Here is a 20,450-nt window from a genome sequence, read left to right as displayed (position 1 = left end):
GTTATTCGTCATTGGTCACTGGTCACTGGTCACTGGTCACTGGTCATTGGTCACTGGTCACTGGTCACTGGTCACTGTATTACTGTTGCCCTTCTCTGCCTGTTTGCGTCAAAATATAAATTAAAATGCTGTAATTTCTCTTAACAATGGCGCAAGCACAGCTTTCTCCAAAACTTTCTTTACCCCAAACCTCGACACATAAGCGGGGATACGATTACGATTTGGTTATTGTTGGTGGCGGAATTGTTGGCTTAACCCTAGCCTCCGCGTTGAAAGATTCTGGGTTGAGCGTGTTGCTGATTGAGGCAAAAGTGGAATCAGCAGCCGTAGCCAAAGGTCAAGCTTATGCGGTACATATGCTTTCGGCACTGATATATCAAGGAATTGGTGTTTGGGACAAAATATTGCCCAATATCGAAATTTATCGCAAAGTTCGCCTTTCTGATGCGGATCGTTCTACCGTTGTAGAATGGCAAACATCAGATATCGGTACACAAGATTTGGGTTATGTAGCAGAACATCAAGCACTCTTGCATCCCTTGCAAGAGTTTGTTAAGGAGTGCCACAATGTTACGTACTTATGCCCTGCTGAAGTTATAAATATTCATTACCAACCAGACATGGTAACGATAAATATCAAAGTCGCAGGTGAAATGCGGACGGTTCGTAGCAAATTAGTAGTCGCTGCGGATGGTTCCCGTTCTCCCATTCGTCAAGCTGCTGGAATTACCACTAAAGGATGGAAGTATTGGCAGTCCTGTATCGTGGCTTTTGTGAAACCAGAAAAATCTCACAATAATACTGCATACGAAAAATTCTGGAATAGCGGTCCATTTGCCATATTACCATTGCCAGGAAACCGTTGCCGGATTGTCTGGACTGCTCCTCACGAAGAAGCAAAAGCTTTGTGCGCTCTGGATGACGAACAATTTTTGACAGAATTACAAGCACGATATGGCAATCAAATGGGTAAGTTGGAATTACTTGGCGATCGCTTTATTTTCCAAGTCCAACTCATGCAAAGCGATCGCTATGTCCTCCATCGATTAGCCTTAGTTGGAGATGCAGCCCACAATTGCCATCCTGTAGGCGGACAGGGATTAAATTTAGGTATTCGAGACGTAGCAGCGTTAGCGCAAGTTCTACAAGAAGCTCACGAAAAAGGTGAAGATATTGGCAATATAAAAACTCTCAAAAGATACGAACACTGGCGCAAACAAGAAAACTTAACAATCTTAGGTTTCACCGATTTGTTAGACAGAGTATTCTCTAATAATATTTGGCCAGTTGTTATCCTTCGTCGTATTGGTTTGCGGGTAATGAGACAAGTTCCTTTCCTAAAAGTGTTTGCTCTTAAGTTAATGATAGGATTGAAGGGCAAAACACCCAAACTCGCTTTGCGATAAATTTTGTAGTCTCTGAAATACTGAACTATGGACTACATATGTCCTCAACGTAAGGAGGCAAACGAACGTGGATTTGCTAATTCGAGAAGTCCAGCTTGATGATGCGGAAGCTATTGTCAGTATTCTGAACCCAATTATTGAAGCAGGAGTATACACAGCGTTTGATACACAGTTTACCGTAGAGGCTGAACGAGAGTATATTCTGCAGTTTCCCAAGCGTGGAGTGTTCCATGTAGCAGTATGTCGCCAGAACCAAAAAATTGTGGGCTTTCAAAGTATGGAACCATTTGCCACATACACCCATGCCTTTGACCATGTAGGAGTGCTTGGAACCTATGTAGAACTCTCATATCGACGACAAGGAATTAGTACAAGTCTCTTTCAAGCTACGTAAGAAGCAGCACGTTGCAAAGGATATGAAAAACTATTTACATTCATCCGTGCAGATAATGTAGCGGCGTTAGCTACCTACCGCGATCGAGGTTTTCATGTTGTGGGAACGTCAAAAAAACAAGCCAAGCTCAATGGGAGCTATGTGGACGAAATCATTATTGAACGATTCTTATAAAACGCTGTTAGGTTAGTAATTGCGAGATTATGCCAAACTATTTCACTGATGTTATCTTATAGTTAATCTTTTAGGTTTACTTACGAAGGAAAGGTAACTAGCAACCACTTTTACCTTTCTGGAGATCGCTGTTTCGGACTCTTACTTTAAAAACTGTGTTTCCTATTCCAGATATGCGATTACCTCCGGTACGCTTCGCGAACGCCAATAAAGTCGCCTACTTGTAATTGTACAATTATTGGCTGAATATCAGACCGAATATGAGGATATTTTTTAGACAGCGTGCGTAATCGGCTCTGAAATTGATCTGTAGATAGAACTTGAACGAATGGTGTTTCATTCTGCATCAATATCGTCCCACAGTTCTGAAACAGGTCTAGTTTTTCCGGCTTTTGCTTCTTGTAATGAAATGCGAAGACCTTCTAATATAGACTCTTTTGATTCATCATCATCCACCTCATCTTCCACAAACAGCACAATTACTTTAACACGGCTATACTTTTGAACCGTCAGAGGTTCATCTAAACACAGTAAACCTTTTTCATCAACGCTTCCCATTACTTCTTGCGCCCTCATTTTTCCTCCAGAAGTCTGTAAGTTTATCTTCCTATCATAATTTGCACTAATAATCTTAGCAAAATTATCATTACGAAGTCATTTATCAAGTCAATTTTCAATCGCCAAACATAATATGTTACGTAGGTTGGGTTGAGGAACGAAACCCAACATCACCAACATCATATAGGTTTGGAATATTATTGGAGTGGCAAAAAATGGTAGAATAATATCTTGCTTGTTTTTCAAAATGAAAAGTTTGCTTTATTATATTCTACAATATCTGCACCACGCAAAATAAATGCTGGGGATAACCAACGAGCAATTTGAAGCCTATCGATTTAGCTTTGGTAGAGAAGCCAGAAATTTATTTTAAGAGTGCGGCGGAGTTTAAACAGGGGTTGTTGAGTGTGGTTTAAATTCAGAACCAGTCCTAACTATAAATAAGGCTAAAAAAATTATGCAATCAGCTTTACGTATTACAACCAAAGTTTTACCAGGAAACAAAATAGAAATCGAACTCCCACAAGCTGAAATAGGCGACGATGTATATGTAATTGTGATTTTGCCTTCAAAAGCTGAACCTAAACGACGTTCAGCAGTAGATATTCTTAATGAGTTACCTGGAAGACGGCTTTTTAAAACAGCTGAAGAAGTGGACAAGTATCTAAAAGAGGAACGAGAATCATGGGAACGCTAAATATTCCAGTTTCCAGCCTGGTATATGTAGATACATCAATTGTTATCTATAGCGTAGAGAAGTTTCCTGAGTACTTACCACTACTTGCACCCTTATGGTTAAAGCTACAAGCAGGAGAAATTGAAATTATTAGCAGTGAACTAATTTTGATGGAAACTTTAGTCCTACCTCTACGAAATTCTGATTCCATGTTAATTAACGCTTATGAGCAACTTTTGGGTTCATCAGAAATGCGATTAATTCCTATCAGTCAATCAATACTACGACAAGCTGCTAATCTTCGGGCTACAACTAGCTTAAAAACACCTGATGCTATTCATGCTGCTACAGCCTTATCTATTAGCTGCAATCAATTTCTGACTAATGATAAAGGTTTTCGTAGTATTACCGATTTACCTGTCGTCATTCTCAGTGAAGTATTAGCATCTTGAACTCGAGTTTATAAATTAGTATATATAGATACATTGACTATTGTATATAGCTTATACCAAATTACGAAATGCATGATACATATAAATTTGTCGTAGGGGCGCAATGCAAGAGCGCCCTTACCAAGATATTTGTATCATCAAAAAAGTGAAATGGTATTAGAGAAGTTTAAATCTGAATGGTGACAAGATGAGAACAGGGCGTAACGTAACAAACTGCTTTTAAAGACCTGACAGAAATAGAAAGATAGAAAATGGAACCTTATTTTCACTAAAATAGCTGATAAATGAGCCGATAACCACCACTTTTACCTTTCTGGAGATCGCTGTTTCGGACTCTTACTTTAAAAACTGTGTTTCCTATTCCAGATTTGCGATTACCTCCGGTACGCTTCGCGAACGCCAATAAAGTCTCCTACTTGTATTTGTGCAATTATTGGCTGAATATCAGACCGAATATGAAGATATTTTTTGGACAGAGTGCGTAATCGACTCTGAAATTAATCTGTAAACAGAACTTGAACTAATGGTGTTTCATTCTGCATCAATATCGTCCCACAGTTCTGAAACAGGTCTAGTTTTTCCAGCTTTTGCTTCCTGTAATGAAATGCGAAGACCTTCTAATATAGACTCTTTTGATTCATCAGCATCCACTTCTTCTTCCACAAACAGCACAATTACTTTAACACGGCTATGCTTTTGAACCGCTAGAGGTTCATCCAAACACAAAAAACCTTTATCATCAACGCTTCCCATTACTTCTTGTGCTCTCATTTGTCCTCAGAAATCTGTAAGCCTATCTTCCATATCATAATTTGCACCAATAATCTTAGCAAAATTATCATTACGAAGTCATTTATCAAATCAATTTTAAATTGTCAAACATAATACTACTATGGAATCGAATTGTTGGGTTTCGTTCCTCAACCCAACCTACCAAGGTACAAATTTATCTGCATCCGTCTGCGTTCATCTGCGGTTAATTTCTTTCTTAGAATGCAATAATTGTAACATTTAATTAGAATGAAGCTAAATATTTAAGTTTCCAAGCTAGTATATGTAGATACATCAACGCCGCTATATAGCTTAGAAAGATTTAAATCTTTTCTTCCTCCTAAAGAAGGATTTTCATCATTACATAAGTAAGAAAAGATTCTGCCTATGAGAGCTTGTAGCAAACGCTCGTACAACCTCTACTTTCATAGATTATCGCTAAACCCATACTATACAAGCAAAGAGAAAAATAAAAATGCAAAATTTTTAACTTAAATGGCTGGAATTCCCATCCAGAAAAGAGAATAGCAATAACGATCCCCAAATTAGGAATACAAAAGTTAAAAGTAGCGACATTATCCTCAAGTGATGCTAGAGTTGCTAGAAATTCATGTGAAATTTTCAGCGGGTATCAATGCTGAAGCAACGACAAAAGAAAAAATATATCCCTCTCATTGCGGGTGCTGGATTATGTGCCTTCCTAGCTGGTGCAATGATGTCTGCGCCTCAGTTTAGTAAATCCTTTGGGCAGTGGCTGCGGTTTACTAAAAATTCAACTGAGCAGCTTTCAAAAGTCAGCACAGCTAAGTCCGCCGTGCTTCCACTGGTGTCACAGTCACCACATGAACGCCGTGCAAAACTAGAAACTCTTGCAAAGGGTCAGGACTTGCAAGACCGAAATCGCGCCCGTTATCTTTTAGCTAGCGATTTTATTGAAAAGAAACAAGCCAAACCAGCACTGGAGTTACTAGAAGGGCTAGAGGATGATTATCCACGCATAGCCCCCTATGTTTTGCTGAAACAAGCACAAGCACAGGACATTTTAGGGGAAGAAGGCAAAGCCTCTGATTTGCGGCAAAAGGTTGTGAAAAAATATTCTAAAGAACCTGCTGCTGTCAAAGCCCTATACTTGATTGCAACTCCTGAATATCAAGCGCAAGCCATTGAACAATTTCCCTCAAATCCTTTAACTTGGGAGATTGTTCGCCAACAGTTGCAAGAAAACCCACTTCAGCAGTCATTGCAGCTGATTTTGGCAAAACACGCTTACGATCAATCAGGTATCCTGCCCGTACTAAACCAGTTGGCAAATAGTCCAACTCTTAAATCTGAAGAATGGGAAATCGTAGCTGGAGCATACTGGGAAAATAGCGAATTTTTAAAAGCAGCAGAAGCTTACACCAAAGCATCTCGGACACCCCGCAATCTTTACCGTGTGGCACGGGGATACCAAGTAGGTGGAAAACGCCCAGAAGCAATTGCTGCCTATCAACAACTTGTGAAAGCATTTCCTGATGCGGAAGAAACAGGAAATGGGTTGTTGCGTTTAGCAGAAATGGCACAAAACCGGAAAGATGCAATACCATTACTTGATAAAGTTGTCAGTAAATTCCCCGATAAAGCCGGGGAAGCACTGTTGGAAAAAGCTAAGATTCTACAGGCTCAAGATCCAAAGGCAGCCACTCAAGCATTGCAGTTGCTGATTACTAAGTTTGGCAATACTGAACAAGCGGCAGAGTATCGTTGGAAAATTGCCGAAGAAAAAGCAAAAGCCAAAGATTTTAATGGTGCTTGGCAGTGGGCAGGTCCCATACCTACTAACAACCCCAACAGTATTCTGGCTCCAAGAGCTGGCTTTTGGGTTGGAAAATGGGCAACAAAAATCGGAAAAAGCCAAGAAGCGAAAAAAGCTTATGAGTATGTTATTAACCGCTTCCCTTACTCTTACTATGCATGGCGTGCGGCTGCAGCTCTAGGTCTTAATGTTGGCAGTTTCAATAATATACGCAGTCTCAACCCGAAACTTGTCTTCTATCAACGTACTGTACCAACTGCAGGTTCGGAAACTTTTAAGGAATTGTATTTGCTCGGTCAAGACCGCGATGCTTGGTTGCAGTGGCAAACTGAATTTGTCAATAAAATGCAGCCTACTGTAGCAGAACAATATACTGAAGGTTTAATGCGATTGGCAAAAGGCGAATATTTAATCGCGATTGATAAAATTTCTAAACTAGAAGACCGGGAAAAACCACAAGAAAAAGCTGAATATCAGGATCTGAGCAAGCAACTCACTTACTGGCAAGCTCGTTATCCTTTACCATATCTGAGTGAAATTGAAAAGTGGTCGGGAAAGAATGAGATAAATCCCGTACTAGTTACTTCCTTAATGCGCCAAGAATCTCGATTTGAGACAAAAGCTCGTTCTGTTGCTGGTGCTACTGGTTTGATGCAGGTGATGCCAGATACCGCTAAGTGGATTGCTCCACAAATCAAAGCAGATAGCAAAAAAATTAAATTGGAAAACCCCAGTGACAATATTATGTTGGGGACTTGGTATTTAGATCATACTCACGAGCAGTATAAAGATAATTCTATGCTCGCGATCGCCAGTTACAATGCTGGTCCGGGTAACGTTTCCAAGTGGCTGCAAACTTTACCAAAACAAGATCCAGATGATTTTGTAGAAGCAATTCCCTTTGATGAAACAAAAAATTATGTCCGTCAAGTATTTGGTAACTACTGGAATTATCTCCGGCTTTACAACCCCGAAACATCTCAGTTAGTTGCAAAATACTCATCAGAGCATGCTCAGCTATCAGCACGGTAAGCAACCCCCTCTCGTTCCCTGGCTCTGCTTGGGAACGAGGATGAGAAGTCGAGGCGGAGAGTGTTTAATCAAGGCATAACTTGCGATCGCCGTTTGTCAGTTGGGAAGAATCCTTCAGCAGCTCGCACCCCCGCACTAGTAACTTTTCTAGTGTTATGTCTTCTAAATTGCGTAAAAACACTGTACCACTGGTACTACCAAAAGCGATCGGGTTATTGTGAGAGCTTAAACTCACGCTAGTGAGCTTATCCTTTTCCTTTAAGCTTGCTTGTAATATTCCATCCCGGTTCCAAAGCTTCACCGTATTGTCATCGCTAACCGAGGCAAGTAATTCCCCATCACGGCTAAAACTGACTCCAGTTACAGCATCTCTATGTCCCCATAAAGTTTTGAGCAACTCACCATCTTGACTCCAAAGCTTCACCGTGTTATCATCACTAGCCGAAGCAATTTTACTGCCATCAGGAGACCAAGCTACACTATAAACTACATCTCTATGTCCCGACAAAGTTTTGAGCAACTTACCATCACTGCTCCAAAGCTTCACGGTTTTATCATCGCTAGCTGATGCTAGTAACTCCCCATTGGGACTGAAACTCACCCAATTAACAACAGCTTTGTGTCCCCACAAAGTTGTTAACAGCTTACCGTTCTGACTCCACAACTTTACAGTTCTATCCTTACTGCCTGAAGCGATAATATTTTGAGGACTCCAAGACACGCTTAAAACCGTATCTCTATGCTGTGATAAGGTGTTGATTAGCGTACCGTCGCGTCTCCACAGCTTGACCGTTGCATCCGTGCTAGCTGAGGCAAGCATATCCCCTTTTGGGCTAAAACTAACGCCCCAAACTCCATTTTTATGACCTTTCAAGGTATGAAGTAGTTTTGCTTCGGAATTCCAGATTTTAACTGTTTTGTCAAGACTAGCAGAAGCGATCGCGTCACCCTGAGGAGAGAAATTGATACTAGTCACGTCCCCAAGATGATGTCTAAACTTGAACTTCAGCACATCCTGCAATTTCCAAAGTTTCACTGTTGTGTCCCGACTTCCAGAAGCTAGGCTCTTTCCATCAGGGCTGAAACTGACACTATTAACCCAGTCGCCATGACGCTTTAAAGTTTCCAAGAGAATTCCGCGCTCGCGATTCCAAAAATTGACTGTCTTGTCGGTACTTGCTGAAGCTACAATCTGACCATCAGGGGTGAAGCTCACGCAAGTGACTTTATCGTTATGCCCAATTAAAGTTCTTATCAATTTACCTTCTCGACTCCAGAGTTTGACAGTTTTGTCCAAACTCCCTGAAGCAATCAACTTTCCATCTGGTGACCAAGCTACACTTCTCACCGCATCATTATGCCCAGATATAGTTTTCAACAAATTGCCGTTTCGACTCCAGAGTTTGACAGTTTTGTCCGCACTGGCTGAAGCCAGGGTTCGATCGTTAGGCGACCAAGCTACACTCAAAACAGCATCCTTATGACCTAACAGAGTCTTAAAAGGTTGACCATCCCGATGCCAAAATATGATGGTTTTATCGCTACTAGCTGAGGCAATTATCTCATCATCGTTCGTGAAACTGACACTATTGACAACTCCTTTATGCCCTATTAGGGTTGTTTTTACCTGCGCGGTGCTTGGATTCCAAAGTTTTACAGTTTTATCCTGACTAGCTGAAGCAACAGTTCTACCATCATGGCTAAAACTAACGTTGTTGACGACATCACTATGCGATCGTAAAACTCTATACTTACTCCCGTTAAAATGCCAGAGTGTAATATTACTATCTGCACTTGCTGAGGCTACCATTTTACCGTCAGGGCTAAAATTGACACTATTCACGCCCAAACTATGCCCCTGTAAGCGTTTGCTTGCTTGTTCACCCCTGAAAAAAACCAGTTGATAAAGCGTCTCTATCACCTGCGAGCGCACATCTGCATCTGGAAATATAACACTTTGCTGTTTTTTGCCTGCTTTTAAACCTTCTTTCAAGGCGTCAATATCTTTTCCTGAAGTTAAGAATGCTTCACTCGTTGCACTAATAGCTCTAATTTCATTTATCAGCGCTTGTCTCAATTGAAAGACTGAAATAAAAGAGGTGGCGAACGCCACTATAACTATAACTGAACTAGCAAGTGCTATTGACAGAGAGCGATTGCTTTTTGCCAGTTCTGCTTGCAATTTTTGCTGTTTGATTTCTGCAGTGAGTTGCTCAATTTCAATCTGACTTTGTATTTCTCGTTTGCGTAACTCCTTTAATTCTGTCAGTAAATCCCGACCTTGTTGAGGTTGGCTAATGACTTGTGGAGATTGCTGTTGTTTTTTCTTCAGTTGGCTTTTTAGCTGGTAAATCTCTGTTTCCCTTTGCTGTACTTGGTTGCGTAACTCTTGCAGTTGCGTTTGTAAGTTCAATTCTGCTTGTTGCAGATAACGAATCAAATCGACTAAATAATCATGAATTAATTGATAGCGGCGTTCTGGTTGGTCGGGAAAAAGCACGACTAATCCAGAACGCACTAAAATTTCTAAGACTAACTCTAATTGTTCTTTATGTTCTAATTCTGCTAGCTGAGAAGCTAATTCACTATAAGTTTTGTAAGGACGCTTTCTATTTTCATCTGTTAACAAATACAACACTAGTAATGCCGCTCTTTCATTTTCAGACCCGCATTCTTTGATGAGTTCTTTTATATATCGCTCGATGAGTTTTCCCGATTTAAATTGTTGGTACTCGGTCAGGGTTGTTATTCTCTCATCTTGCAGTTGCGCTCCCACGACTTGTAACTCAATTGGACGCACTTCTCCTAATTCTGTCGATAAATCTTGTACGACGGTATCAATCAAAGCAGGCTCTAAGTGAAAATGCGATCGCTCTGTTAACTTTAAGATAAAATTTTTAGCGTCCTCTTGGGCAAAGTTTTTTAACTGATAGCGAATATTTTTGTCTAAAATATTATCGTTAATCTGCTCCTGTTGAGCCAAATACTTTAATTCTATTAAACGATGTAAATAATCTTCTCGAAGAGAAAATATAATTTTTACAAAAGATATATTAAGACAATCGCAAAGAAATTTATCGAATTGTTGCAGCTTGTTATGTTCGGGACAGCTAAAGAAAAACTCCTCGAACTGGTCAAAAATTAAAACGGTTATGAAATGATTCTTAGCATTTTTTTGTAATTGTTCAAGAATGGCATTTTCCGAGTTAAGTATGACAGGATCGGATAAAGTAGCGCTTGCCCCATGTTGAATTTTAAGTTGCGCCTCTGTTAAAGATTTTCCTAATTCTCGAACCCAATTAGTATAAATTCGCACTACAACAGGCACAGCAATCTGGTCGCCGATCGCTCTGTTTTGCAGTGCAGGTACTAGCCCCGCCGTCACGGTAGAACTTTTACCGACACCAGATTGACCGTGAATAACTGTCAATTTTTGATCGGGACGACTAATTCTGCCAATTAAGCTATCAATATCTCGCTTACGACCAGAAGCATCAATTTCCAAAGCAACGCTAGTGCTAGCTGCGCGTGAAACCAACATGGGCTTTGTTGTAGGTCTCTGGGGTTGTAGGCGACCTGCGCCAATAAACGCACGCAAACCGTACTGCTGTTCGACAGAACGCCGTTTTTGCCTGATACAAAAAGCTTCTAAATACCGACCCGACTCAAAATAAAGCGATCGCATCTTCCGCAAAAGGCGAATATAACGATGAGCATCATACCGATGGTCGCTGCTTTCTAAAGCAGTGTCCAATTGACGATTCGCCGTTTTTAAACGTTTTAGAGCCTTTTTTTTCTCCCCCAAACGCTCTAGTGCTTGAGCTAACACTAATTGAGATATTTGCTTTAAAAGTAGTGGAAACAAACTTGGGTAGCGATCGCAATCTTTTCTTGCCTTCCCTAAGTAAGATAAGGATGCTTGTGCAAGCTGAATTGCCTTTTCCCAGCATGACTGCTCTACAGCGACCTCAGCCAAAAAACTATAGTCACAAGCGAGTTGAATTTGAGTACTATAAATTCGATGTAAATCTAGAGATTTTGTCGCGACTTTCTGTAACTCTTCCCAATCGTGTAAAATTTGCAACACTTCACTCAGTTGAACAATACATTGAGCCACGATATCTTCGCGTCCAACCGCTTCAAAAACATCAAGGCATTGCTGGAAATAAGATTTAGCCTCTTGCCATGAGAGAGGGTTTTCTGAATGATACCGTTCAGCCAAACGGAAATAACACAACCCAATATAGAACAGGACGACTCCCTGACGAAGAAGATGAGGTGATGGGGACAAGAGGGACAACGAAGAAAAGGAAGAATTGTGCAACTTTTCTTCCCCTGCTCCCCTGCTCCCCTGCTCCTCTGCTTCCTCATCTCCCTCTCCCCGTACTGGCTTCTGCCAAAACTGTAAGCTTTGCTGAAAATGTTCCATCGCCAAGTCTACGCGATCGCTAACATAATCATCCAAACCAAAAACAAATTCCAGACTAGCCCTCAATTCAGAATCTAGTTTAATACCGCGATTTTGCAAATCTTTAATAGCACAGAGGAATTCATAACTGCTATACTTAGAGACCAAACCCAAAGTCCTATTACCATGGGCAACTTGGGGTTCTGCTTGTTGTGTAGCATTGGTGTTAAGAATTTCCGCAAAGAGGGAATCGGTTTTTTGTTGTAAAAATTCGAGCAACTCTTCAGTTGTCAGTTCAAATCTAATAGGTGTAGCAGCCCAACTAGCAAAATCTGGAGCCAAGCGCACAATCTTTTGCAGCACTTTATCATTCACCCAAAAAACCATAGGAAAATGGTGCCGTTTGCGGAACTCATCCCGCACGTGATTGATAGTAGTCAGCAGGTCATCAAGTGCAGACACTGACTCTAAACCCAAAACCATCAATACCAACGATTGCTCGCGAGCAACTTGTAAGTGGAGTTTTGTATAAAGGCTGATTGTGTTGGGCGGAACCACTAGCTTTTCAATCTGGTATGCTTCCGAAGAAATTTCTCCAAGTCTCTGCAGCATTCGCTCTTGCAAAGCTTCATAGTTACAGCAAGCCAAAACCAGCGAGAATTGTCCTTGAGAGAGAACAATAGCTCGCCTTAAGTTCCTCAAAGAACGCTCGTTAGCCGCAATGAAATCCATTATTGGGTATCCTTCAGCCATGATTGAAATTTTGGCGTTTCTGCTAAAACTGGGTTCAGAGCAAACCAGACTCCTTGATGGTCGCGGTATTCAAAGACAAAAAGACTTCGTAACAAGGTGTAATATTCTATATCACCTCTGACTCTTTGCTGTTGAACCACTTGAAAGAGTAACTCCCACTCTTCGGAGTCAATTGGGTTTGCGCGGAAATCGCGGTGTCTTTGAATCACCAGTTCCAAGCATTCCCGTTCAAAAGGTGGGTCTTGTTCTCTCAAACAGTCATACAGCAATCCTAGTAAATCCCGCACGTGACCACCACTAATTAAACATAGCCTATCTAAAGTTTCCACAGAATCAAACACTTCTGCAATCGAATTTAACCGATCTGAAGTATGAACGTCTGGAAAAGCTCTGGCTAGCACCATCTGTCTCATCAGCGCTAGTCCTGGAGTAGAAATTTCTCCAGAACGCCGCCGTACAGGTATCATAGGTAGGACTTTAGGAGCTACCCCGCCCCCTAAGCGATGCTGTAGTTCGGCGCTATCATTAGAGAAAGTTAAGGCGAGAGGAATAGTGTATACTAAATGACAATTAAGTTTGCGTAACTGTTCGCCTCGGTCAATAAATAAGTACTCCGGTAGAGAGCGTCCGGATGGTAAAGGTCTGATAGCTACTCGATCCAAGTTATCAACAATGACGACTAGCCCTTTTTTACCCAGAGCTTTGAGTTCTTTCTTGGCACGAGCGAGCAATTCCTCATTAATGGATTGTAAAATATTTTCAGTTCTTGGTTCTAAGTAGTCCCTCAAGCGACGTCGTAACTTGGGGCTTTCTTTTGTCTTAGCTGTAATTTTGGCAATACCTACAGATAACTCTCCTTCTACCTCCAAATCAATTGGGGTTTGTAGAAAATCTACAATATCCGCAAACAACTTAGCAAAGTAGCCCGGTTTTACACGGAGATTCATCGCTTCGAGGCTTTCACTGACCTGACCGACAATTGCTAAGAAAATATCCGTCACATCCACATCCACCATTTCCAAGACATGGGTAGACTCAAAATATACAACATGAAATTTCTCTTGCTCTAACTCAGTTTTTAGCCGCAGCAACTCCGTTGATTTCCCACAGCCAATATGCCCTGTAAATAGCTGACAGGTTGGTGTATCCGGAGATATTCTAGTAATAGTACGTTGCAGCGCTTCTATAATCTTACCACCTCGCACAGAAGTAAAATCAATATAATACTGGCGATCGCTACCATTTCCCATCATCAGAGGTCGGCTCGGATTGCAGGCTTGGTAAAATCTTTCTAAATCCAAAAGCATAATTGATCCAGTTCATTTATATAATTTTGGCAATTTCATAGCTTTCAAATCCCCGACTTCTTTAAGAAGTCAGGGAGCTTACACCACTAGCTTGTGATAATTTGTACTTAAGTGTTGCTGCAATTTAACTTTAAGATACAAAATCCTTCTCATCTCTTCCGGATATTCCCGTACATATATTTAGGGCTTTACGCATAGCCCCCTTTTTAAGGGGGTTAGGGGGGATCTGCAACACGTGAAATCCCCAAAACACCGTTGAGGTAGATTTTGCGTAGGTTGGGTTGAGGAACGAAACCCAACATGAAGGCGGCTCGTTGGGTAACGCGATCGCTCTACCCAACCTACAATTATCCTTAACTGAACCGTATTGCTTTTTAAGGGGAGATCTGCAACACGTGAAATCCCCAAAATACCGTTGAGGTAGCGTAAGTCCTGATATTTAGCGGTCAATAGCGGGATGTGGGTTAAAACTTCAACACAAAAATTAATTTTGTAGCAAAAGTAACCGAATTATGAGTGCAAATCCAGTTTGGTGCTTGTTGAGAGTACAGCCAACAGACGTTCTTAATGTCAAAAAAGTATTTGAGCGAGCTGTTGAGCGAGCGCAAATCTCAGATAAGTTACAAAATTTTATCCATAAGAGGGCTGAATATAAGAGCGAATTTCATGCCCAAGATAAAGAGATATTCAATCGTTATATTCCCAAAGCGTTTATTAACAAACAGCAAACTCCAGATGTCTTTGATTGGGATGATTTACATAATGCTTACCATCTTTTCTTCCCAAGCGCTTTTGCAGAAATTTTTGATAATCTTTTTATAGGTGAAACTCCAATTATCTCTGTACCAATGAGTCAAGCCTTATTAGAGCTAGTCATAACTAATCGTGTGGGTGCGCCTGAAATGTTATGGGGTGGTTTAGGTTGGAAACGAGCAAGTAGACTTCCAGGATACCTAGGTAATATGTTTGTCCCACCCGCAGATATTGCTGTTGTTTTAGCTACCATTGAAGAAGTTTTTCAAGAGGTGCCAAGTTATGAATTTCTTCAAGGAGTTTACGCAATTGGAGCAGGAGGAACCTGTAATGATGGATATGCAGAAAGCCTGCAATCTTTAATTATTTCCTGTTTTTGTACTGTCTTAAAAGAAGGGAATGGGCTTTTAGCTTTAAGCTATCCACATATGGGTTCCATGCCATTTCCTAAAAATTATTAACTTCTCCAATCTATAGGCTTATAGGACTCCTATGTTAGGAGATATGCGAAAAAAAAGTAGTTATGTAAAAATTAAAAAAATATTCAAAACCCTGACAAATAACAAATGACAAATGACAAATGACATATCAACGCTTACAGTTACCAGTGCGAAGACAATCCCCGCTACGCTCATCTCTGGCAGAGAATAAGAAATTTATATGACTCTGGTAAGAGTTTATGCTACCAATAATGGAATCCGTCCAGGTAAAACCTTGATATTTGAATGGTGGGTTTTCAGTATTATTACTGGCAGAACTTTGACCGATATTGCCTAGAAAAACAGAAAATGAAATTAACCCTACACAGATTGTTTTACTCATACAAGCCTCAGCTAGAAATGTTTAATTACGTTAAAGCAGATGCAATTGTTCATAAAAGTTGAGTTAAAGCTGTTTTTCTCACTCTCTAATGAATTAAGTTATTACTTCTTAGTGGTGTTGACTTCATTTTAAAAAGTAAGTTCCACTTTTTAAAGGTGCTACAGCCCTGTAGACAATTACCCCTATTAACGATTCAAACAAAATTCCCAAGCAACCGGAAAAAGACAGCAAAGGTAACAAAAAATCCTCGTTAGCGCCTTCCCCAGATACAATAGTTAGCAGGTAATGCCATTTTTCTGATTCATGACGCCTTCTCAAGACGTAGAAACCCAACAGCAGTTCGACGAACCAAGGGACTCAGACCAGGAAACTGCTTCAACTTCCCCCCGTGTTAACTTCCAAGAAGACGATGGCAATTCCGATCTCGATCCTCTTGATGAATTGCCAGGTGAGGTTGAGATGTCTTTGTTCGACCACTTGGAAGAGTTGCGACAGCGCATTTTTTACTCTCTAGCAGTCGCAGCAGTTAGTGCTGTTGGTTGCTTTATTGCAGTTAAACCGATTGTCCGGTTATTAGAAGTCCCAGCACAGGGAGTAAAATTTCTCCAACTTGCGCCAGGAGAATATTTCTTCGTATCTGTAAAAGTCGCAGGTTATACAGGGATACTACTTGCTAGCCCCTTCGTGCTCTACCAAATTATCCAATTTGTTCTTCCAGGGCTAACACGTCGGGAACGACGGTTGCTAGCACCTGTGGTTCTAGGTTCAAGTGTTCTTTTTGCAGGGGGGTTAGTATTTGCTTATTTCTTACTCATACCAGCTGCCTTAAAATTCTTTATCAGTTATGGTGCAGATGTTGTAGAACAACTCTGGTCTATTGATAAATATTTTGAATTTGTCTTGTTGCTGTTATTTAGCACTGGATTGGCATTTCAAATTCCCGTCATTCAAGTACTACTTGGTAATTTGGGAATTGTTTCTTCTCAACGAATGCTTTCCGGTTGGCGTTACGTTATTTTAGGAGCGGTGGTTTTAGGAGCTGTTCTGACACCTTCCACAGACCCTTTAACTCAAAGTCTTTTAGCAGGAGCAGTTTTGGGGCTTTACTTTGGTGGTATAGGTCTCGTTAAGCTCACCGGAAAATGACAGAAATTACATACGAAGATTTTGAAAAAGTAGACATTCGTGTTGGCAAAATCGTCAGAGTAGAAGATTTTCCTAAAGCACGAAAACCAGCATATAAACTTTGGATAGATTTTGGGGATTTGGGCATAAAAAAATCTAGTGCTCAAATTACCAAAATTTATCAAAAAGAAGATTTAATAGATAAATTTGTGTTATCAGTAACCAACTTTCCTCCCCGACAAGTTGCTGATTTTATATCTGAGGTTCTGGTTTTAGGTGTAGTTATAGAAAATGGTGAAGTGGTACTGATACAGCCTGACCGAAATGTGCCTCTAGGGCAAAAAATTTCATAAAATAAAATGTATAATTTATAACTTTGAATGGAACTATAGATACATATGTGCTTATAGAACTACAGGAGCCATTCTGTAGCACGCTGTCCCAAGTCCAAAGGAATGCTGACAGCTTTGCCAAGTCGAGGGCGTTCTCGTGTTTCTCGAATAAACATTTGTACCTGTATAGCTCCACCTAAGTTATCTAAATAGCTAGCCACGCTCTCTAAATGCTCCTCGTACTCGGTTTCACTCAAAGGAAAAGAAGCTTGTTCTAAGTATTTCCACATAATTTGGAGAAATATTTTACCTTGTGTCCGACGTAACTGAACATCATAAGAATGTCCCCACTTTTCAAGCAGTAGTTGACGCAATTCTTGTCCTGTCATAGTTTTTCTCAAATATTTTTACATTTAGTTATGATGTTAAGTTCCATTACTCAAGTATGATAGGACTATAAAGAAATGTAATGCTACTAAGAAAGATGCTGAGAACATCTTTAGTTAAGCAAGTTTCAGCATCATTATGGGCATTAAATCTTTACTCAATTGGGTTACCTTTTGAGTAAAAACGTCACATTTGTTAACAAAATACACAAAGAACGCGTAGGTTATGGCTCAATTTTCTGAATCAGTGGACGTTCCCGATATGGGGCGTCGTCAATTCATGAATCTTTTGACTTTTGGAACTGTAACCGGAGTCGCTTTGGGAGTCTTGTATCCCGTTGTCAAATACTTTATTCCTCCAGCAACTGGTGGTGCGGGTGGTGGTACAACCGCAAAAGACGAGCTGGGGGACAACGTCAGCGTAAACAAGTTTTTGGACAGCCATAATGTAGGCGATCGCGTTCTGGTTCAGGGACTAAAAGGAGATCCTACCTATATTGTGGTAGAAAGCAAAGAGGCGATAGGCGATTACGGTATCAACGCCGTATGTACTCACCTAGGATGTGTTGTACCTTGGAATACAGCAGAGAATAAGTTTAAGTGTCCCTGTCACGGTTCCCAGTATGACTCCACTGGTAAGGTAGTGCGCGGTCCCGCCCCACTATCATTAGCTCTCAGTCATACAAAAGTGGAAGAGGACAACATTGTTCTCACTCCTTGGACTGAAACAGACTTCCGCACTGGTGAAAACCCCTGGTGGGCATAAAAATTTTTGTCATTTGTCCGTTGTCATTTGTCCGTTGTCATTTGTATAAAGAAAAGATTGGTAACTAATGACCAATGACTAATGACTAATGACTAATGACCAATGACCAATGACCAATGACCAATGACCCTTAACAATCGTCCTCTTTGTTGTCCTTATAGAGATGAGAAATGCTTCTACAACAGCGAGTTTGACTCGCAATGCTACTAAAGTAATTATCAAAACATTACTTGTAGCGATCGCAACAGTGACATTATTCTTCACAAGCGATTTAGCCCTTCCTCAAGCCGCTTCAGCATATCCTTTTTGGGCGCAGCAAACCTACCCCGAAACGCCTCGCGAACCAACAGGGCGGATTGTATGCGCTAACTGTCACCTAGCAGCAAAGCCAGCAGAAGTAGAAGTTCCCCAATCTGTGCTACCTGACACGGTATTTAAAGCCGTAGTCAAAATTCCCTACGACACAAGCTCGCAACAGGTGGGTGCTGACGGTTCCAAAACTGGCTTAAACGTTGGTGCTGTGCTAATGCTTCCCGAAGGCTTTAAGATTGCGCCAGAAGATCGCATTCCTGAAGAGTGGAAAGAAGAAATCGGCGAAGTTTATTTCCAACCATATAAAGAAGACTCGGAAAACGTTGTTATTGTTGGACCCCTACCAGGCGAACAATATCAAGAAGTTGTTTTCCCCGTTCTTTCTCCCAACCCAGCAACAGACAAGAACGTACAGTTTGGTAAATATGCCGTTCACTTAGGTGCTAACCGAGGACGCGGACAAGTTTACCCAACAGGAGAAAAGAGCAACAACGCTGTTTACACCGCCTCTGCAACTGGTACAGTTAGCAAGATTGCTAAAGTAGAAGATGAAGACGGTAACACAAAATTTGAAGTTAGCATCCAAAGTGAATCTGGGGAAACAGTAGTAGATAAAGTTCCCCTCGGACCCGAATTGATTGTTTCTGAAGGACAAGCTGTTAAATCTGGTGATACTTTGACAAATAATCCTAATGTAGGTGGATTTGGTCAAGATGACGCCGAAATTGTCCTGCAAGATGCAACAAGAGTTCAGTGGATGATCGCCTTCATCGCACTTGTCATGTTGGCTCAAGCTATGCTTGTTCTCAAGAAGAAGCAAGTTGAAAAAGTTCAAGCTGCTGAAATGAACTTCTAAATTTTGCGAATTAAATAATGAATTGTTAGACAGGCTTTTGCCTGTCTTTTTTTGAACAAAAAAATGAATCGCAAAGACGCAAAGAGCAAGGGAGTAAGAGGAAAAGAAGATCGGTATCTTATGGCGGAAAGGGAGTCACGATCGATGTATTAAATATTTTTTACCCTACCCTAACCCTCCCCTTATAAAGGGGAGGGAACTGGATTTTTCTTGTTTCCCCCCTTTATAAGGGGGGATTAAGGGGGGTAATAATGCAATTAAAATCACAGCCAACCACTTTTCAAACAACCTCTTAGACTATACTCTTGTGGTACGAGCGTCCTCGTCCGTACATTAATATAGACATTTATACCGATTTTAAAAGTTCGCGAACTTATATGCAAAATGTTATAACTATTCTTATAATAAAAAAGAAATTTGATTAGAAATTAATTGGATGGCTCATAAGAAAATTTATTCCATAGCTTATGCCAAAATAGGTTCTCAAGATGGTTTTCGCTTACCGAGAGCTTTTTCAAAAGACTATCCCCATTTAGTAAATAGTTCAGGTTATATTGAAGTCTTGTCAGAAAATACGTTTCTAGTGCGACTCGATACAGATAATGATGACGATTTGGAAGAATCTGATGCTCTCATGATGAGTCTTTTTCTTGATTTTTTGATGAAGGATGCTATGAAAAATCCATCTAAACTTGTTCCTTATACAAAAGAAATGAGTGATGAGATGGATGAGCTACTTGCCGATGTGGTTCTAGATTCATGAATTCTTTTATTTGTAATGGATGGAGTATTTTTTTCTACCCATTGTTTAACGAACGCCTACACCTCATGTGGTACTGGTAAAATGAAAAAATGCCCCTCGTATAGAAGGGCATCTATTTTTGGACTAGAAACTGATGGTCTATCTGGATTGCCAGTTTTTAACTTGCTTGCAATCGTTTCAATTCTTGCCTCAATGTTTCACATCGATGCATACCTTCTCTTGCTTGCTGGCTATAGTTTCTAGCTTGTTCGATATCGCTTAAGCATAGTTCTGCGGCTTTATGCATTAGCTCGCTTGCTTGTTTGCTGAGTTCTTTAATTCGACTTCTTACATCTTCAACTGTTTTCATTTTTCCTCCATCTCGGAAATTATAAAATAAAGATTTTCCGCTTCTTCATAAAGTCTATCCGCTCCCCAACTAATAAGCTGGCATCTTCATCATAGTCATTTGCACTTGCAGTATCATGTGCATCGTACAAATCAGCAATGATTCGATGTAATTGCGCGTAGGCTTTAAGCAAGACATTTCGAGTTTCAAGTCTCATCTTGACTGGTTATTTAATTGCTAATATTGCGTACTCTGGCATTATGCCCCATTGCTCACCTTTT

At 40.6% G+C, this 20,450-nt stretch carries 19 protein-coding genes; 11 read left to right on the top strand and 8 right to left on the bottom strand.

What is annotated here, in order from left to right; genetic code table 11:
• The first annotated feature begins 146 nt into the window (after positions 1-146).
• On the top strand, positions 147-1,406 hold the full coding sequence (locus ACKTT2_RS14330; RefSeq protein ID WP_407887915.1) for an FAD-dependent hydroxylase: 1,260 nt from the start codon (positions 147-149) through the stop codon (positions 1,404-1,406).
• 67 nt (positions 1,407-1,473) lie between these two features.
• Positions 1,474-1,800 carry a GNAT family N-acetyltransferase gene (locus ACKTT2_RS14325; protein WP_407887913.1) on the top strand — a complete coding sequence of 109 codons (327 nt, stop codon included), beginning with the start codon at positions 1,474-1,476 and terminating at the stop codon, positions 1,798-1,800.
• 353 nt (positions 1,801-2,153) lie between these two features.
• On the opposite strand, the gene ACKTT2_RS14320 is transcribed toward ACKTT2_RS14325, so the two are convergent.
• Together ACKTT2_RS14320 and ACKTT2_RS14315 are read right to left on the bottom strand one after the other, a co-directional pair.
• Complete coding sequence (locus ACKTT2_RS14320) at positions 2,154-2,321, bottom strand: hypothetical protein (RefSeq protein ID WP_407887911.1); 168 nt, start codon at positions 2,319-2,321, stop codon at positions 2,154-2,156.
• Positions 2,311-2,550, bottom strand: a complete 240-nt coding sequence (locus ACKTT2_RS14315; protein WP_407887909.1) for a type II toxin-antitoxin system RelN family antitoxin — start codon at positions 2,548-2,550, stop codon at positions 2,311-2,313. The genes ACKTT2_RS14320 and ACKTT2_RS14315 overlap by 11 nt, the downstream gene beginning before the upstream one ends.
• A gap of 439 nt (positions 2,551-2,989) precedes the next feature.
• Between ACKTT2_RS14315 and ACKTT2_RS14310 the strand changes: the two genes are divergently transcribed.
• A complete protein-coding gene (locus tag ACKTT2_RS14310; protein WP_407887907.1) occupies positions 2,990-3,229 on the top strand; it encodes a hypothetical protein in 240 nt (79 codons plus the stop codon).
• Positions 3,217-3,660: a type II toxin-antitoxin system VapC family toxin gene (locus ACKTT2_RS14305; protein ID WP_407887905.1), complete on the top strand. Its 444-nt coding sequence runs from the start codon at positions 3,217-3,219 to the stop codon at positions 3,658-3,660. The genes ACKTT2_RS14310 and ACKTT2_RS14305 overlap by 13 nt, the downstream gene beginning before the upstream one ends.
• 531 nt (positions 3,661-4,191) lie before the next feature.
• Here ACKTT2_RS14305 and ACKTT2_RS14300 read toward each other — a convergent pair.
• A complete protein-coding gene (locus tag ACKTT2_RS14300) occupies positions 4,192-4,431 on the bottom strand; it encodes a type II toxin-antitoxin system RelN family antitoxin (RefSeq protein ID WP_407887903.1) in 240 nt (79 codons plus the stop codon).
• 634 nt (positions 4,432-5,065) lie between these two features.
• Between ACKTT2_RS14300 and ACKTT2_RS14295 the strand changes: the two genes are divergently transcribed.
• The gene (locus tag ACKTT2_RS14295) at positions 5,066-7,258 is read left to right on the top strand and encodes a lytic transglycosylase domain-containing protein (RefSeq protein ID WP_407887901.1); all 2,193 of its coding nucleotides are present in this window, start codon (positions 5,066-5,068) and stop codon (positions 7,256-7,258) included.
• A gap of 64 nt (positions 7,259-7,322) precedes the next feature.
• Here ACKTT2_RS14295 and ACKTT2_RS14290 read toward each other — a convergent pair whose 3' ends face one another.
• Both ACKTT2_RS14290 and ACKTT2_RS14285 read right to left on the bottom strand, forming a co-directional pair.
• Positions 7,323-12,419, bottom strand: coding sequence for a WD40 domain-containing protein (locus tag ACKTT2_RS14290; protein WP_407887899.1), 5,097 nt, complete (start codon positions 12,417-12,419; stop codon positions 7,323-7,325).
• Positions 12,398-13,726 carry a P-loop NTPase fold protein gene (locus ACKTT2_RS14285; RefSeq protein ID WP_407887897.1) on the bottom strand — a complete coding sequence of 443 codons (1,329 nt, stop codon included), beginning with the start codon at positions 13,724-13,726 and terminating at the stop codon, positions 12,398-12,400. The genes ACKTT2_RS14290 and ACKTT2_RS14285 overlap by 22 nt, the downstream gene beginning before the upstream one ends.
• A 512-nt stretch (positions 13,727-14,238) precedes the next feature.
• Between ACKTT2_RS14285 and ACKTT2_RS14280 the strand changes: the two genes are divergently transcribed.
• From ACKTT2_RS14280 to ACKTT2_RS14270, 3 genes are all read left to right on the top strand, one after another.
• The gene (locus ACKTT2_RS14280; RefSeq protein ID WP_407887895.1) at positions 14,239-14,940 is read left to right on the top strand and encodes a hypothetical protein; all 702 of its coding nucleotides are present in this window, start codon (positions 14,239-14,241) and stop codon (positions 14,938-14,940) included.
• Between the two features lie 664 nt (positions 14,941-15,604).
• Positions 15,605-16,447, top strand: coding sequence for a twin-arginine translocase subunit TatC (gene tatC / locus ACKTT2_RS14275; RefSeq protein ID WP_407887893.1), 843 nt, complete (start codon positions 15,605-15,607; stop codon positions 16,445-16,447).
• Positions 16,444-16,779: a tRNA-binding protein gene (locus ACKTT2_RS14270; RefSeq protein ID WP_407887891.1), complete on the top strand. Its 336-nt coding sequence runs from the start codon at positions 16,444-16,446 to the stop codon at positions 16,777-16,779. Before tatC ends, ACKTT2_RS14270 begins: the two co-directional genes overlap by 4 nt.
• Positions 16,780-16,838: 59 nt before the next feature.
• On the opposite strand, the gene ACKTT2_RS14265 is transcribed toward ACKTT2_RS14270, so the two are convergent.
• A complete protein-coding gene (locus ACKTT2_RS14265; RefSeq protein WP_407887889.1) occupies positions 16,839-17,147 on the bottom strand; it encodes a DUF3067 family protein in 309 nt (102 codons plus the stop codon).
• Between the two features lie 223 nt (positions 17,148-17,370).
• On the opposite strand from ACKTT2_RS14265, the gene petC reads away from it, so the two are divergent.
• From petC to ACKTT2_RS14250, 3 genes are all read left to right on the top strand, one after another.
• Positions 17,371-17,910 (top strand): cytochrome b6-f complex iron-sulfur subunit, encoded by a 540-nt coding sequence (gene petC / locus ACKTT2_RS14260; protein ID WP_407887887.1) that lies wholly within the window; start codon positions 17,371-17,373, stop codon positions 17,908-17,910.
• A 163-nt stretch (positions 17,911-18,073) separates the two neighbouring features.
• Entirely contained in the window at positions 18,074-19,078 is a 1,005-nt protein-coding gene (petA, locus tag ACKTT2_RS14255) for a cytochrome f (protein WP_407887885.1), read from the top strand.
• 436 nt (positions 19,079-19,514) lie between these two features.
• Positions 19,515-19,841 carry an AbrB/MazE/SpoVT family DNA-binding domain-containing protein gene (locus ACKTT2_RS14250; protein WP_407887883.1) on the top strand — a complete coding sequence of 109 codons (327 nt, stop codon included), beginning with the start codon at positions 19,515-19,517 and terminating at the stop codon, positions 19,839-19,841.
• Between the two features lie 157 nt (positions 19,842-19,998).
• Here ACKTT2_RS14250 and ACKTT2_RS14245 read toward each other — a convergent pair whose 3' ends face one another.
• The gene (locus tag ACKTT2_RS14245; protein ID WP_407887881.1) at positions 19,999-20,190 is read right to left on the bottom strand and encodes a hypothetical protein; all 192 of its coding nucleotides are present in this window, start codon (positions 20,188-20,190) and stop codon (positions 19,999-20,001) included.
• A gap of 19 nt (positions 20,191-20,209) precedes the next feature.
• Entirely contained in the window at positions 20,210-20,386 is a 177-nt protein-coding gene (locus tag ACKTT2_RS14240) for a hypothetical protein (protein ID WP_407887879.1), read from the bottom strand.
• Between the last annotated feature and the right edge of the window lie 64 nt (positions 20,387-20,450).

The sequence above is a fragment of the Scytonema hankhaensis NUACC26 genome (genome assembly GCF_045865695.1).
In the GTDB taxonomy this organism is placed as follows: domain Bacteria; phylum Cyanobacteriota; class Cyanobacteriia; order Cyanobacteriales; family Nostocaceae; genus Scytonema.
The sequence above is the reverse complement of the archived record's forward strand: the minus strand, read 5'-3'. Positions and strand labels throughout refer to the sequence as shown.